The sequence below is a fragment of the Paenibacillus sp. GCM10028914 genome, assembly GCF_042666275.1.
Taxonomy (GTDB): domain Bacteria; phylum Bacillota; class Bacilli; order Paenibacillales; family Paenibacillaceae; genus Paenibacillus_AQ.
In genome coordinates this window covers 728,308-742,718 of the sequence record NZ_JBHTFO010000018.1, presented here as the reverse complement: position 1 = coordinate 742,718, position 14,411 = coordinate 728,308, and the positions used below count along the sequence as shown (strand labels likewise).

15 protein-coding genes and 1 other annotated feature are annotated in these 14,411 nt (G+C 42.6%); of the genes, 1 reads left to right on the top strand and 14 read right to left on the bottom strand.

Translation table 11 applies throughout. The features are described from left to right. Positions 1-28: 28 nt before the first annotated feature. Genes ACFQV5_RS24040 through ACFQV5_RS24030 form a run of 3 tightly spaced genes read right to left on the bottom strand, consistent with a single transcriptional unit; the run spans position 29 to position 1,810 of the window. Positions 29-832 (bottom strand): metallophosphoesterase, encoded by an 804-nt coding sequence (locus ACFQV5_RS24040; RefSeq protein WP_379250769.1) that lies wholly within the window; start codon positions 830-832, stop codon positions 29-31. Next, positions 829-1,224, bottom strand: a complete 396-nt coding sequence (locus ACFQV5_RS24035) for a hypothetical protein (RefSeq protein WP_379250768.1) — start codon at positions 1,222-1,224, stop codon at positions 829-831. Before ACFQV5_RS24035 ends, ACFQV5_RS24040 begins: the two co-directional genes overlap by 4 nt. Then, positions 1,211-1,810, bottom strand: coding sequence for a CPBP family intramembrane glutamic endopeptidase (locus ACFQV5_RS24030; protein ID WP_379250766.1), 600 nt, complete (start codon positions 1,808-1,810; stop codon positions 1,211-1,213). The genes ACFQV5_RS24035 and ACFQV5_RS24030 overlap by 14 nt, the downstream gene beginning before the upstream one ends. Positions 1,811-2,043: 233 nt before the next feature. Continuing rightward, positions 2,044-2,268 (top strand) — a binding site (T-box leader). 160 nt (positions 2,269-2,428) lie between these two features. Between ACFQV5_RS24030 and serA the strand changes: the two genes are divergently transcribed. Further along, positions 2,429-4,021 (top strand): phosphoglycerate dehydrogenase, encoded by a 1,593-nt coding sequence (gene serA / locus ACFQV5_RS24025; RefSeq protein WP_379250764.1) that lies wholly within the window; start codon positions 2,429-2,431, stop codon positions 4,019-4,021. 175 nt (positions 4,022-4,196) lie between these two features. Here serA and ACFQV5_RS24020 read toward each other — a convergent pair whose 3' ends face one another. From ACFQV5_RS24020 to ytfJ, 11 genes are all read right to left on the bottom strand, one after another. Next, positions 4,197-5,618 carry an ATP-binding protein gene (locus ACFQV5_RS24020; RefSeq protein WP_379250762.1) on the bottom strand — a complete coding sequence of 474 codons (1,422 nt, stop codon included), beginning with the start codon at positions 5,616-5,618 and terminating at the stop codon, positions 4,197-4,199. Further along, positions 5,619-6,335 carry a response regulator transcription factor gene (locus tag ACFQV5_RS24015; RefSeq protein ID WP_379250760.1) on the bottom strand — a complete coding sequence of 239 codons (717 nt, stop codon included), beginning with the start codon at positions 6,333-6,335 and terminating at the stop codon, positions 5,619-5,621. It lies immediately after the preceding gene. A gap of 112 nt (positions 6,336-6,447) precedes the next feature. Further along, on the bottom strand, positions 6,448-7,701 hold the full coding sequence (gene ccsA, locus ACFQV5_RS24010; RefSeq protein WP_379250758.1) for a cytochrome c biogenesis protein CcsA: 1,254 nt from the start codon (positions 7,699-7,701) through the stop codon (positions 6,448-6,450). After that, complete coding sequence (locus ACFQV5_RS24005) at positions 7,698-9,392, bottom strand: cytochrome c biogenesis protein ResB (protein WP_379250757.1); 1,695 nt, start codon at positions 9,390-9,392, stop codon at positions 7,698-7,700. Before ACFQV5_RS24005 ends, ccsA begins: the two co-directional genes overlap by 4 nt. Then, complete coding sequence (locus ACFQV5_RS24000) at positions 9,389-9,916, bottom strand: redoxin domain-containing protein (RefSeq protein ID WP_379250755.1); 528 nt, start codon at positions 9,914-9,916, stop codon at positions 9,389-9,391. The genes ACFQV5_RS24005 and ACFQV5_RS24000 overlap by 4 nt, the downstream gene beginning before the upstream one ends. A gap of 127 nt (positions 9,917-10,043) precedes the next feature. Then, positions 10,044-10,799: a pseudouridine synthase gene (locus ACFQV5_RS23995; RefSeq protein WP_379250753.1), complete on the bottom strand. Its 756-nt coding sequence runs from the start codon at positions 10,797-10,799 to the stop codon at positions 10,044-10,046. Positions 10,800-10,820: 21 nt separating this feature from the next. Beyond that, positions 10,821-11,165: a peptidoglycan recognition protein family protein gene (locus ACFQV5_RS23990; RefSeq protein ID WP_379250751.1), complete on the bottom strand. Its 345-nt coding sequence runs from the start codon at positions 11,163-11,165 to the stop codon at positions 10,821-10,823. A 97-nt stretch (positions 11,166-11,262) separates the two neighbouring features. Then, positions 11,263-11,796 carry a spore maturation protein gene (locus ACFQV5_RS23985; protein ID WP_379250750.1) on the bottom strand — a complete coding sequence of 178 codons (534 nt, stop codon included), beginning with the start codon at positions 11,794-11,796 and terminating at the stop codon, positions 11,263-11,265. A gap of 6 nt (positions 11,797-11,802) precedes the next feature. After that, on the bottom strand, positions 11,803-12,441 hold the full coding sequence (locus tag ACFQV5_RS23980; RefSeq protein WP_379251155.1) for a nucleoside recognition domain-containing protein: 639 nt from the start codon (positions 12,439-12,441) through the stop codon (positions 11,803-11,805). Positions 12,442-12,501: 60 nt separating this feature from the next. Continuing rightward, entirely contained in the window at positions 12,502-13,683 is a 1,182-nt protein-coding gene (locus ACFQV5_RS23975; protein ID WP_379250748.1) for a D-alanyl-D-alanine carboxypeptidase family protein, read from the bottom strand. A 163-nt stretch (positions 13,684-13,846) separates the two neighbouring features. Further along, positions 13,847-14,317 (bottom strand): GerW family sporulation protein, encoded by a 471-nt coding sequence (gene ytfJ, locus ACFQV5_RS23970; protein WP_379250746.1) that lies wholly within the window; start codon positions 14,315-14,317, stop codon positions 13,847-13,849. Positions 14,318-14,411 lie beyond the last annotated feature (94 nt).

Below are 14,411 nucleotides of genomic sequence, written 5' to 3'. Positions count from 1 at the left end.
TTGATCCTTCCGCTATTTGCGGTTGGGATCAAGGCTTTTTTAAAGTGATCAAATGCATTTCAGACGGGCATCCTAGACGTAATGGAATATGAGAAGTACCAAACCCGCGACTAATCAGCAGTCTTATAAATGAATTTGATTTCTGTCTAAGATTGTACCATCCGGCAAAGTATTTCTTATAAAATCCTTTCAATCGTATGGCTCCGAGTAGAGGAAGAATTACCTGTCCTCCGTGGGTATGACCGGCTAATATCAGATCAGCTGAAATATTACGCTTTCCCAAGATCCAGATCGGATCATGAACTAATAAAATATGATACTGACCTATCCTCGGGTTACCTCTAAATCGACTGTATTGATGTTTGCGTGAAGCAGGCTGCATTACCCCGCTTAAAGCGATGGAACAGCCATCTTTTTCTAACTTAACCGTTCTGTCTTTTAGTAACGTTAATCCAAGTTCAGAGAACAACTTTTCCAGTTTATTACTCCCGGCAACTAGATCGTGATTACCTAAAACCCCATAAACAGGCGCGATTCGGCGGAGTACTTCTAAGTTAGCTCTGACCCGATCCCACGGCACGCCCTTCTCTGTTATATCGCCACCAAGCAGGATACAATCCGGGCAAAGTTCAAGCTCTTGCAGCCTCTGATAAGAGATCTCACGGCGATGAATATCGGTAATAAACAGGATTCTGTATCTTTGAAATGCATTTGGGACCAAGGCTGATTCTACATCATCATACCTAACACGGTAACCAGTTGCTTCGATTCTCATCCATGTCAAAGCTGTAAGTGCTATTCCCGCTAACACAATACATACCCATACAATCAAAGTATTTCCTCCAGGGGCGGTGCACCGATAAGCCCCCATATGAGCAGACCGGCCATCAATAGGATAAATGTAATAATAAGTGAATTAACAAATAATTTACTCATTCTTACTCGATGCGAAGGATACGTATTCGCCCTCGAGGGTACTGATTGATCATGCTCTTCATCCCGATATCCTTTAGATCTAACTCTACGGAGTTCATTTACCTCACGCGTTTCAATCTGAAAAGGATCTGACTGGATATTTGCGCTTGATCTTGGACGAATACGTTGCTCTTTACTTTCTTTGGTGTTTGTTGAACGAAAAGCCTTACCGTTTGATTCAGCTTTGTTATCTTTTTTCCGGCCTTTATTTCGGCTCCGATGTCTATCCATTCTGCTAAGCTCGTTCATTATCTTCCTTCCTCCGAAAACGAATCATCATACCTGATATTAAATCAATGACAAAATGACAAATAATCGGGGCCCACAGCGTTCCAGATTCCATATAGATGTACCCCAAGCCATAACTGCTCAAAAACACCCAACCTGTTGGAATCCAATGTTTTAAATACCGTACATGAATAACTGCGAATAAAATACTAGTCCAATAAGGGCCGAATGCATGTTGAATAGCCCCACGAAATAAAATCTCTTCACAAACAGCAACAATGAAAGCGATAAGGATGATATGCCACACGGGTCTTTTACTAAACAGCATTTCATTGATCCCACCATCATCCATGCTGCTTTCTGGCACGATCCGAGACAGTAGAAAGTCAACAGCTAACATCGTCAGTGCAAGCCCCAGCCCCCACAGAACAAACTGTCCGTCTGAAGGTAATGCAAGCAGTTGAAAAGGATTCCGTTGTTGAAACAATATCCAAATAATGCCTAAAATCAATGTTAATCCTTGGGTCAAATATAAATTAATCAGTAGCAGCCGATCATTGAGTTGGTGCGGCTCAATTTTCTTGATTTTTATTTTGAATTTTTTCATGTTAGCCTGCCTGTCTCTTTATTGGTCTAAAGACCGTTCGTAGTAATATTGCCTTATAAAGTTAAATGCTTGAGCAGTTATAAAATAAGTTGGCATAAGCATCATAGCAAAAAAAACGCCCGTATTACAAGGCTTAGGCCTTGATATAGCTCTGATCATAACTTTCGATTCATCCCTAAATACCTATTGACATAATTGCAAGCGCCATGATACATTATGAAAAAATTAATCGACTAAAACCGATGATGGAAAAAAGACGCTTCTTACGTCTACAGAGAGCCGATGGTAGGTGCAAATCGGCGGCGAAAAGTGTACTTGAGCGATCCTGAGATATTCCGCTGAAATATAGTAGGCGTAATCGGATGATATCCGTTACCAATCAAGGCCTTAACGGGCCGTTTGAGGCTGCCTTATGGCAGTGAATAAGGGTGGTACCACGAATAACTCTCGTCCCTTACTACGGAAGTAGTATGCGGATTAGGGTTTTTTTTATGGACTTTTTCCTTTGACACATTACCGCGTTATCTGAGTTAAAGTATAACGGAGTGCGCTATTGCGCAAGCCTTATTCTATATTTAGCACATTATAATTAGAGAGTATTGAGGAGGAAGAGAAACCATGTTTAAAGTTTTGGTATCGGATCCGATTAGTGACTTGGGTATCCAGCAGCTTATGGATGCACCAGACGTGCAGGTGGACAAAAAGACAGGACTCACAGAAGACGAGCTTACGGCTATTATCGGCGAGTATGACGGCCTTTTAGTGAGAAGCCAGACTCGTGTTACAGAAAAAATTATGAGTGCAGGTAAGAACCTAAAAGTAGTCGGCCGCGCAGGCGTCGGTGTAGATAACATTGACCTGGAAGCAGCTACAAAACGCGGGATCGTTGTTATTAACGCACCCGATGGTAATACAATCACTACAGCAGAGCATACCTTCGCTATGATGATTGCATTAGCTCGTCATATCCCTCAAGCTTATGCTAAAACCATTTCCGGTACGTGGGACCGTAAATCATTCCTTGGTGTTGAATTGCGCAACAAAACCCTTGGAGTGATGGGTATGGGACGTATCGGAAGCGAAGTTGCTAAACGCGCTAAAGCTTTCGGCATGAATATTCTCGCTTTTGACCCATTCCTTACTGAAGAACGTGCGGATAAGCTTGAAGTAAAACTTGCTTCTGTTGATGCTATTATCCGTAATGCGGATTTCATAACAGTACACACGCCGCTTACGCCAGAAACCCGTCACATGATCGCTAGACCACAATTCGAAGTGATGAAGCCTGGTATGCGTATTGTTAACTGTGCTCGTGGTGGAATTATCGATGAGTATGCACTTGTCGAAGCTATCGATCAAGGAATCGTAGCTGGAGCAGCATTTGACGTATTTGAACAAGAGCCTCCTCAAGAGGATCATCCTTTCCTTACACATCCTAAAGTTATCGTTACTCCTCACTTGGGTGCATCCACTGTGGAAGCTCAAGAGAATGTTGCTATTGATGTCTCAGAACAGGTTCTTCATATCCTGAGAAATGAGCCGTTTAAAAATGCGGTTAACTTCCCTCTTGTAGCAGCGAATGTAATGAACAAGCTTCAACCATATTTCCCTCTAGGAGAAAAGCTGGGTAGTGTGGTGGCCCAAATTACAGCTCATGCTGTTAACGAAATTCATGTTGACTATGCGGGAGAACTTGCTGAGGTTGATACCCAAGCATTGACAAGATATATCGTTAAGGGAATTCTAGAGCGTCACCTGGGTAACGATGTAAATATTGTGAATGCTATGCATCTTGCAAAAAGCCGTGATCTGAATGTTGTCATATCTCAGACTCCTAAAACAAAAGGCTTCACTAACCTTGTAACAGTTACTCTGAAATCGCAAAACGGAAGCGAACGTCTGGTTGCTGGTACTTTGCTTCACGGTTACGGCGAACGAATCGTACGCTTAGATAAATTCCCGGTTGATATCGCGCCAGAAGGCAACCAAATCTTAATCTCTCACAATGATAAACCGGGTATTGTCGGTCGAGTAGGTACTCTGCTTGGCGAAAACAATGTCAATATTGCATCCATGCAAGTGGGTCGTAAAGTTATCGGCGGCGAAGCGATCATGTTCTTAACGGTAGATAAAGATGTTCCAAAAGAAGTACTTGTAAAACTAACGGGTCTTGCTGATCTGAATACCGCTCAAGAAATTATACTTCCTTAATAAAATCATAAATTATATAAGCCCCTGAATACCAGATGTTAGTAGTAACTAACAATGGATTCGGGGGCTTTATATGTTCCACGTAGAACAAGATTAATGTTTATCATTCAACAAAAAAACACCTTCTATAGCAAAGGTGTTTTTTGTATTTTGTAAATAATTGATGTTATTTTTCTCATTCCGCCGGTATGTAGAACGTGAAACTCGTGCCTTCACCAACAACACTACTAACGGAAATCGAACCTTTATGCGCTTCTATAATGTTTTTTACAATCGCAAGTCCAATTCCCGTACCAACAGATTCGCCACGTACGCGAGCCTTGTCTGCTTTGTAAAAACGGTCAAACACAAAAGGTAGATCTTCTGTAGGAATCCCTACTCCTTGGTCTGATATGACAATTTTAAGAGCGGCACCCGATTGATTCTGAACGCGATCAACAATTATTTCGATAGCCTTTCCTGAAGGAGTATGTCGAAAAGCATTATCCAGCAAATTCGTCATAACTTGTTCTAGCTTATCTTCATCGGCTGAATTGATCTTCAAATTATTGTTCAACTTCTTCAAATGAAGATCAATTTCTCGTTCTTTAGCCCGAACCGAAAATTTGCGATAAACACGTTCACACAATTCCTCGGCATCCATGTGACGACACATCAGTTCCGAGTGCCCCGCTTCCATCCTTGTTAAATCGAGAAGATCTTTAACAAGCCTTCCCATTCGAAGCGATTCTTCATGGATGACCTTTATAAGCTCTTCACTCTCTTCTGGAGAAGCTGCCATGCCGTCCAGAAGCGCCTCGCTGTAACCCTGCATCATGGATAATGGAGTTCGAATTTCATGTGATACATTAGCAATAAAGTCTGTGCGCATCTTTTCAAGCTTTACTTGTTCCGTAATATCACGAAGAACTACAACAGCACCACGAATGACATCATCCGAATAAAGCGGAGCCATTGACGCTTCCCAGACGCCCTGCTTCACATGTAAATCTGTACTCTGATCTTTACCTTCATGCATCGTTTTATAGAATAGGGCATTAAGAGGTTCAGGCATCACATCAGCTGCCCATCCACCACCCTCTAAATCCTCGTCCCACTGTAGCCCCTGCCAAGTCTTGATAACGTCCTGACCTGGAGGATTGGCTAGAATAACATCACCATTATTATCAAAAGTAATTACTGCATCGCTCATACTGCGAAGGACACTAGCTAAATGCTCTTTTTCATGGTTTAAACTACGAATCGTCGTTTCCAGTTCAGCCGCCATGTGATTAAACGTATTCGCTAGTTCTCCGATCTCATCACTCGTAACGAGGTCGAGGCGCGTTCCATATTTTCCTTTTCGGATCGCATTCGCTGCCTGGATAAGTTTCTGCATCGGTTGGGTAATCTTCGTAAGAAGAAACAACCCAAAGAAAGTCGTCATCGAGAATCCGATAATCGACGCATAAGTAAATAACCGTTTAATATCTCCGGAATTCGTAAATACGGTATCAATATAAGGAAGCAGAAACAGCCCCAGTGTCAGTAAGACACAAGCTACAAGGCATGTTATCGTTATCCACAGCTTGCCGACAAGCGACCTCCAGAAGTTCACTTACTTAGGAACCTCCAACTTGTAGCCTACACCCCATACCGTTGTAATCATTGCAGCAGCTTCGCCTGATACCTTATTAAGTTTTTCGCGCAGACGCTTCACATGCGTGTCTACTGTACGGAGATCACCAAAAAATTCATAATTCCAAACATCCTTTAAAAGTTCCTCTCTCGAGAAAACTTTATCAGGTGATGACGCCAAATAATGTAATAATTCATATTCCTTTGGTGTTAAGCTAATTTCTTGTCCTCCCGCTGTTACACGGTGAGCATCATGCTCAATGACAAGGTGTGGAAATACAATACTATTCGTTGGAGTAGTCTCTTTCGTTAAATAAGCAGTTGCAGAAGAACGACGCAAAATCGCTTTTACGCGGTAAATAACCTCACGAGGGCTAAATGGCTTCACAACATAATCGTCAGCACCTACTTCAAATCCTTGCACACGATTAATTTCCTCACCTTTTGCCGTAAGCATAAGAATTGGAGTGGATTTCACTTGACGCAAACGGGAACATACCTCAACACCATCAATTCCCGGTAACATAACATCCAAAAGCACGAGCCCATAATCTTCGTTAGTTGCTTTCCGAAGAGCGGTTTCTCCATCCTCTGCCTCGTCGATTTCATATCCTTCTTTTTCTAGATACATTTTAAGTAATCGCCTAATGCGCTCTTCGTCATCTACTACGAGGATACGATTTCCATGCTCTGTCATCGGTAACATCTCCTTCATCATAAGGGAAAATCAGAAGGGCCCTCATCAAATCTTACTTGAGGACCTTTCTGGTTTATATCATAATCTGATTCACTTGTACTACATTATCATATTATTCGGTTCCGGCATAGGAATGAAGGCCAGCAATAATCAAATTCACGCCAACGAGTGTAAACATGACGACTATGAAGCCGATAACTGTGAGCCAAGACGATTTCTTCCCCTGCCAACCTTTGGATAATCGCAAGTGCAGGTATACACTATAGAATAGCCAAGTTATAAGTGCCCATACTTCTTTGGGATCCCATCCCCAGAAACGTCCCCACGCAATTTGCGCCCAAATCATTGCAAAGATAAGCCCGCCTAGAGTAAAGATTGGGAAACCGATAGCGATAGCCCGGTAACTGATTTCATCCAGATCGTCAGGATCTAGCTTACTTAGTGCAGGTTGGATCACTTTAGCAAGGGGCTTGCGCAGAACTAGTCTAAGTAATCCATATAGAATAATACCACTAACAATCGACCATATAACCGTGTTTAACTTGCGGCCAGCATTAACACCGTTCATCCAAGAAGGTGCCTCAAAGAGTGGGGACTTCATGCCTAGGAAAGGCTGCATACTGACAGTCTCACTGTTATACGGTGCAACAAGTGGAGGCATATCATAATCCACTTTAACTATTGTACTGACTTCTGTCTTAGGGTCAATATTTGTCTGGTTGAACTCTGCGTGGTAGCCTCCAGAACGGAAGCCGTATACAGAAACGATAAACCCGATTAATACCACAATAGCAAACATGCAAAGTTCCAACCAAAGCTGTTCTCGACGAGCTCCCCTGTCAGTACTGTTAAAATTAACCGTTCTTAACAAGTGCATCAACCCGGCTATAAAACCTACTGCAAAAAATGCATCACCTAGAGCAGCCAAGGTTACGTGAATTCCAAGCCAAATGGATTTCAAGGATGGAATCAGCGGTTGTACTTCTTGAGGAAATACAGCAGCATAGGCCATGATTATGATTGCAAGCGGAAGTGCAAATAATCCAAGCAAGGATTTTCGGTAAATCAAATAAAGAACTAAGAATGCAATCATAATAGCCATTGACAGGAATGTCATAAACTCATACATATTGCTGACTGGAACATGTCCTGAACCTGCCCAACGAGTAAAGAAATAAATCAAGTGACCGATTAACCCGATCGTAGCCGTTACGAAGGCAATCTTTCCCCACTTCGCAACATGAGCCTCAGGGTCTCTCTTTCTAAAGCGTTTACCTAATACGGCCAATCCATAAAAACTAAATGACAAACAATAAAGTAAGAATGCAACTATAAATACATCGCTGCTAAAATCCACTAATGTCATGGCTTACTCCCCCTATTATTCTCCAATGACTTCTCTTCAACCTCGATGTTCATTTGCTTGAGTACAGCCGATATTTCCCGACGTAATCCGAACCAATTCTTGTTCGTATGTGCTCCCAATGTCAGCATCCCGTTATCGATCCGAAGCCATATCCGGCGATGCTGGAAATAGAAGCCCATGATGAGACCAAGCATGCCTATGGCAGCTCCAATCCAAATAAAAGGCATAACTTTATCAACACGTACGTTCAAGTATGTAGTGGATTTGGATAAATCGACATCCTCCATGTTTTTCACATCCAGATTGAGAGGGATCGTTCCACCAGCTAACTGTGTATTCAGTGCATCCTGCTGAAAACGTTCCTTGTCAATTTGTTTCGGGAAGTAGAAATACTGAACTCCACTTTCAGGAAGGTCAGGGCCGTGAATCAGGAATAAAAATGCTGGTGCATTAGGACTTGATGACATATTGGCGGGCTCACCTTGATCATTTAGGCCGAAGTCTGAAAATTTAGACTTAAGCTTAAGCGTGTAAGCTCCCACCTTGTATTCACGTTCCGGATCTCGAATATTTAAATTGAACTTCCCGTATTCTTCTCCCGTCTTAGCATTTACTAACACAGGTGAAACAGAGCGAATAACCGGGGTCAAGTCATAATCGAACTGATATGCCATCAAACCTTTATAATTCAAGGGATGATTCACTTCAATATTGTGCCGATCAACTTCTACTAGCTTCGGCTCCTTGGTCAAATCGTCACAATCGGCTTCACACATATATAGAATCGCTTTCGTTTCGAACTTTTTAGGCAGGACCTTCCCCTTGCCTTTAAATTCCTCCGGCATATCATCTTCAGTGTAAAACTCAACTGTAAAACCATCATTTTTAAGATAATAGCTCGTATCAGGGATTTTCTTTACATCCCCTTCTGGGAAACCTAAATGTACATCCATGTGCATCCCTGGAAGCCCTCTGGCAAGTACAGCAAGAAGAAATACGATAAGTCCGATATGAAGCACATAAGGCCCCCAGCGACTAAAGCGTTGTTTCTCTGCAAGCAAAGTACCACCATCCGTACGCACACGATATCCTTTTTTACGTATAAGCGGCTTAACCTTCTCTACCCACTCTGCTCCTTCTTCAGCAATCGGAGTCTGATAGGCTACTTTTTGACGAGTAAGGAAAGACATATGTTTAGGAATTCGTTGTCTGCTTAGCGCTTTGTACAGTGGAAGAACACGATCCAGGCTGCAAATAACGAGTGAAGCGCCAATCATCACCAATAACAGTACAAACCACCATGACGTATATGTATGAGAAAAACCAAGCAAGTAATAAATGTGACCTATTTTCCCATATTCTTGTTTGTAATATACTGACGGATCAATATTTAGAAACGTACTCTCCTGAGGAAAAATCGTCCCAAACATTGAACCAACTAATGTCAGTATAATCAAATAAATCGCAACTTTAACGGAAGAGAAAAAGTTCCACACCCGGTCGATAACACCCGGATTAGACTTTTGCGAACGACGGGCCACACCATCATAACGCATCTCTAAAATACTTTGAGACTCAGCCTCTTCAGTTAAAGGTTTACCACAAGCTTCACATAACACGGTTCCTGTTGGGTTTTGGTGGCCACATTCGCACTTAGTGTTCGCAATAAAAGGCCTTGATTCTTGACTCATTGTGAATTCACCAACTGTTCAATTTGTTTGTCCAAGGTGCTTAAATCTAGTTCGCCGATTTTTATGTGAACGATTTCGCCTTTGGACGACACAAAATAGGTTGCCGGCATTGCGCCAACTTTGTAGCTAGTCACCGCATTGCGATCCGGGTCCATTAATATAGGAAATTCCACGCCGGTCTGAGCAACAAAATTCTCAACCGTCATTTTGTCTTCACCAGCGTTAATACCTATAATTTCGACACCTTCACTTTGCCACTTCTCCTGCTGAGCTTGAAGAGCTGGCATTTCTCTCACGCAGGGTGGACAGTAAGTTCCCCAGAAGTTAATCACTTTGGCTTTGCCATCGTATTCCTTCAAGGTATGCACCTTACCGTCCAGCCCAAGCAGTTGAAAGTCAGGAGCTTGATCGCCTTCCCTGGGAATCCCGTCTTTACCCATAACAACGGTCGCCACAGCATAAGCACCTAAAAGAACAATAATCAACAGTATGATGATTTGAACAGTTTTTTTCGACTTACCCATAAACGAAGCAGCATCCTTTCTATGACATTCATCATATCGTTCGTAACAGGTGTGAACATCCTATGAACAATTATAACGAAATTTGCCATAAAAGCTGCATTCCAATTTGAATATTATGTGTCATCTTTTACCGTTTTTTTCGTTGACTTCCTTCCGGCTTGGCCGATTTCGCCAACTGTTTGAGCGTATTTATTTCATCAGCGGTCAAATGACGATACAAACCTCTTTTTAAATTTTGAAGCAGTAAGTCGCCATAAGATATACGTTTCAGACGAGACACTGGATGGTTTATAGCTTCAAACATACGACGAACCTGGCGGTTACGTCCTTCGTGAATGGTGATGGAAATAACGGATTGCTTATTATCCGGATCTACGTCCTTATACTCAACCTCAGCAGGTGAAGTCATTCCGTCTTCCAGCATAATACCTTGACGAAGCTTGTCCAGTTCTGTTCCATGTGGTACGCCTTTTACAGTTGCAAGATACGTTTTTGGCACATGATACTTTGGATGGCTAAGTAAATTAGCAAATTCACCATCGTTCGTAAGCAACAAAAGCCCTTCCGTATCATAGTCAAGCCGCCCGATCGGATACACACGTTCTTTTATACCTTTAAGATAATCCGACACGATTTTGCGGCCTTCCGGATCGGAAGCGCTCGTGATGACACCCTTGGGTTTGTTTAGCATGATGTAAACTTTTTTCTCATTCTTGATCGGTTTACCTGCTACCGTGATCATATCTTGATCGGGATCCGCTTTCGTACCGAGCTCGGTTACGGTCTCCCCGTTTACCTGCACCTTTCCTTGCAAAATCAATTCTTCGCACTTGCGGCGGGAAGCTATCCCAGCCTGTGCCATAATTTTTTGTAATCTCTCCATGTTCGTTAGGTCACCTCAAGTCTAATGATACCCACCTGCAGGATAAATCACAAGCGCGTTCCATGGAAAATATGCTCCAGGGCATGTTTCAGAATGTGGAAACAAGTAGAGCGGGGATATCGAATAGCGTTTAGACAGCTCTGCAATAATCTTACTGGCCGTAAAAAGCTGGATTTTTTGTTCCTTATCCATCGCGTCATAATCTCTGTTAAAATCACCTTCTAGGCATATGTGTATGTTCTCGGAGTCAAGCAATACAGACGAAGTAGAAACAGATCCATCCCTGCGGATGATAAAATCCCATTTTTCCAGCTTCGTCTCCTTCTCACATGCGGTATTGTGTATGACAAAACCTTCAAACCCCATATAATCACCTCATCATACCGATCTGGATGCATCAGTATATGCGGTACCGGTTGCAGCGATATAGACATCTGTCCTTGTCTTCAGTAAAAAAGCCTGTTCATCCGAAGACGAACAGGCATACAGCGATTGCAGCTATGAAACCTACAACATCAGAAAACAATCCTACCTTTAGAGCATATCGACCATTTCGTATACTTACCGCACCAAAATATACAGTAAGAACGTATAGCGTTGTATCTGTACTACCCTGTATTGTAGAAGCAATCCGGCCAATCATAGAATCGGGACCATAGGCCCGAATCAATTCCGTAGTATAAGCCAAGGACCCGTTTCCTGTCAGGGGACGAAGAATTCCTAAAGGGAGAACTTCACTTGGGACACCAAGCCACTGCAAGAAAGGGGCTGTCCACCCAACCAAAAACTCCAATGCACCCGAGGAACGAAACACGCTAATCGCCACCATCATTCCTACCAGATGAGGAATAATCGATATCGCCGTTGAAAAACCATCTTTCGCTCCATCTACAAAAGATTCATAAACAGGTACTCTTTTCGTATAGGCATATAGCGGAATGAACGCGATAATGACCGGAATTGACCATGCGGATATTGTATTAATCCACGCCAGCACCTATCCTCATCCTTTCCCGTTTACAGTTGTATTCAGGTGATTACCTAGGCCCGGAGGTTTATTCTTCCGAATTGTACGCGCTCTATAAAATCGATCGGCAATGATAGCTGCTAGTGTTGCCACAGCCGTAGCAAGGAGGGTTGTACCTACAATCTCCGTTGGATTAGCGGAATGATAGTTCATCCTAATCGCGATAAGTGTTGTAGGAATAATGGTTATACTTGCGGTATTAAGGGCAAGTAAAGTACACATCGCTGGTGTGGCTGTATCTTTATCTGGATTAAGCTTTTGCAACTCTTGCATTGCTTTGATACCCATTGGAGTGGCTGCATTCCCAAGACCAAACAAATTCGCACTCATATTGGACAAAATATAACCCATGGCTGGATGATTTTTTGGTACATCGGGAAATAAAAAGCGGACGACAGGACCCATAAGTTTAGCTACCTTAGCCAGCATTCCTGAATCTTCTGCCAGCCGCATCATCCCCAGCCAAAACACCAAAACACTGATCAGTCCGAATGAAACTGTTACTCCCGTTTGCGCTCCATCAAAAGCAGCTTTGGTCACACTATCTATATTTCCAGTGAAGGCAGCGAATATAAAACCGGCCAGGATCATCCCCATCCAAATCACATTGATCATCATGCTCTCCCCCGTTCATTTCCTCATCCAAGCTCTCTCTCCCATTCACTTAAAACGACGTTATTGTGTTCCTCCGAACATTAATCTAATTATTTTTCCAGCTGCCTGCAAAAGGGTTCCTTTATCGTAATCCTGTGCCATTGCACTCTTAATTGTCTCTCTTGGTAATTGGCTTCCTTCGGCATACACAGGTACCCGTCCAATCATTTTCCCATTCAATGATAGTTCTACATAACCTCTGAGTCCAAAGTTCAGATCCGGATTACTCTCCTTTTTCAGTACAAGCTTCTTATATACTTTCCCCTCTTCACCTTTCGTTAGAGCGTATGAAAAGCTGGAACCGGTAACAAACGAATACCCCTGTATCTTCTGTCCCTGTACGGTAATCTGGTTTAGTGAGAAATTATCGAACCCATAATCAAGCATATTGGAATGATCATTCCAGTCATCACCATCGTTTAAGGTGACTGCAGCGATCTGTTGTCCATTTCTAGTAGCCGAACTAACAAGACAACGGAAAGCTTTTTTGGTATAGCCTGTCTTAACACCATCCGCACCGTCATAAAAACGAAGCATTTTATTTTTGTTATCCCATTTGTAATCCCATTTCTCGTTCGGATTCGGAGCTTTTTTCATAGGTGTTTTCACAATTTCCTTGAATGTAGCATTTTTCAACGCATACGCTGTCAATTTGACTAAATCATTGGCCGATGAGTAATGATTGTCATGGTCTAACCCATGAGGGTTCATAAAGTGTGAATTACTCAGACCAAGCTCTAACGCTTTTTCATTCATCATGAGCACAAAACCTTCTTCAGAGCCACCCACATGTTCTGCAATTGCAGAAGCAGCATCATTACCTGATCGAAGCATTAAACCATACAGCAGGTTTTCCAGAGACATTTCTTCCCCTAGCTTCAGGAAAAGAGATGAGCCTTCTTTCGCGAACGAGTTCTTAGTTATCTTGACTGTGTCTTTCAAGTTTCCTCGCTCGATGGCTACAATTGCTGTCATGATTTTGGTCAGGCTCGCAATTCTCATGCGCTCGTCCCCTTTTTTACTGTAAAGGAGCCTTCCAGATGTAACATCAATCAGAGCTGCAGCCTCAGCATGGTTTGATGGGGGCATAGGCTTTTCATTTTCTGGTTCAGCATGAGCAGGGATCACAGTACCAAGCAGCAATATAAGAACCGATAGAAATACAAACATGGTTTTGCTGGTAAAACGATTGTATCGTCTCATAGTTTTTATCCTCCGGTGGTCAAAATCTTGTACAAGTATATGCAGATATGGCCAAGGGTATGTCCTTTTCCCGAATTCTGATTTCATACAAATAAAAGATAAAAAAACGATATAAATAAAAACCAAAGATCCCTTCCGGTATTTGGAAGGGATCTTTGGTGGATTATTGGGACTGTTGAGTAGCGTTTTGAGTTTGGCCCTGGCCCTTATTTTGGCTTTGGCTTTGAAACATCGATTGGATTTGATCAAGTAAATAAGGTGTCGCATCAATCATGCGTTCGAACAGATGAGTCTGATTATCAAGCGGAACGATATGAACGCCTTCTTTAGCCACGACAAGGAATGCGATCGGCCGTATGGATACACCACCACCGCTACCTCCACCGAAAGGAAGCGAGCGATTGTTGCTGTGCTGATTACTGCTTTGGTTATCTCCTCCACGTCCATTACTGCCGCTATCTGTATTATAGTCACTTCCACCTGCTGCAAAACCAAAAGCGACTTTACTGATCGGAAGAATAACGGTTCCATCCGGCGTGTTTACAGGATCTCCAACGATGGTATTCACATCAACCATCGCTTTAATATTTTCCATCGCGGTTTGCATTAACCCTTGAATGGGGTGATCTGACATGATGACTTCCTCCTCTGTGCGATATAAATAAGGACTTACCTACACTATTTGTATTGTGCGCACCGAGGAGATGGATTATGTATTGATCACACCA

Excerpts from the sequence above, each read along its gene's own strand:
- ACFQV5_RS24035 (WP_379250768.1), bottom strand. The coding sequence starts at position 1,224 with ATGAACGAGCTTAGCAGAATGGATAGACATCGGAGCCGAAATAAAGGC.
- ACFQV5_RS24030 (WP_379250766.1), bottom strand. The coding sequence starts at position 1,810 with ATGAAAAAATTCAAAATAAAAATCAAGAAAATTGAGCCGCACCAACTC.
- serA (WP_379250764.1), top strand. The coding sequence starts at position 2,429 with ATGTTTAAAGTTTTGGTATCGGATCCGATTAGTGACTTGGGTATCCAG.
- ACFQV5_RS24015 (WP_379250760.1), bottom strand. The coding sequence starts at position 6,335 with ATGACAGAGCATGGAAATCGTATCCTCGTAGTAGATGACGAAGAGCGC.
- ccsA (WP_379250758.1), bottom strand. The coding sequence starts at position 7,701 with ATGACATTAGTGGATTTTAGCAGCGATGTATTTATAGTTGCATTCTTA.
- ACFQV5_RS24005 (WP_379250757.1), bottom strand. The coding sequence starts at position 9,392 with ATGAGTCAAGAATCAAGGCCTTTTATTGCGAACACTAAGTGCGAATGT.
- ACFQV5_RS24000 (WP_379250755.1), bottom strand. The coding sequence starts at position 9,916 with ATGGGTAAGTCGAAAAAAACTGTTCAAATCATCATACTGTTGATTATT.
- ACFQV5_RS23995 (WP_379250753.1), bottom strand. The coding sequence starts at position 10,799 with ATGGAGAGATTACAAAAAATTATGGCACAGGCTGGGATAGCTTCCCGC.
- ACFQV5_RS23990 (WP_379250751.1), bottom strand. The coding sequence starts at position 11,165 with ATGGGGTTTGAAGGTTTTGTCATACACAATACCGCATGTGAGAAGGAG.
- ACFQV5_RS23980 (WP_379251155.1), bottom strand. The coding sequence starts at position 12,441 with ATGATCAATGTGATTTGGATGGGGATGATCCTGGCCGGTTTTATATTC.
- ACFQV5_RS23975 (WP_379250748.1), bottom strand. The coding sequence starts at position 13,683 with ATGAGACGATACAATCGTTTTACCAGCAAAACCATGTTTGTATTTCTA.
- ytfJ (WP_379250746.1), bottom strand. The coding sequence starts at position 14,317 with ATGTCAGATCACCCCATTCAAGGGTTAATGCAAACCGCGATGGAAAAT.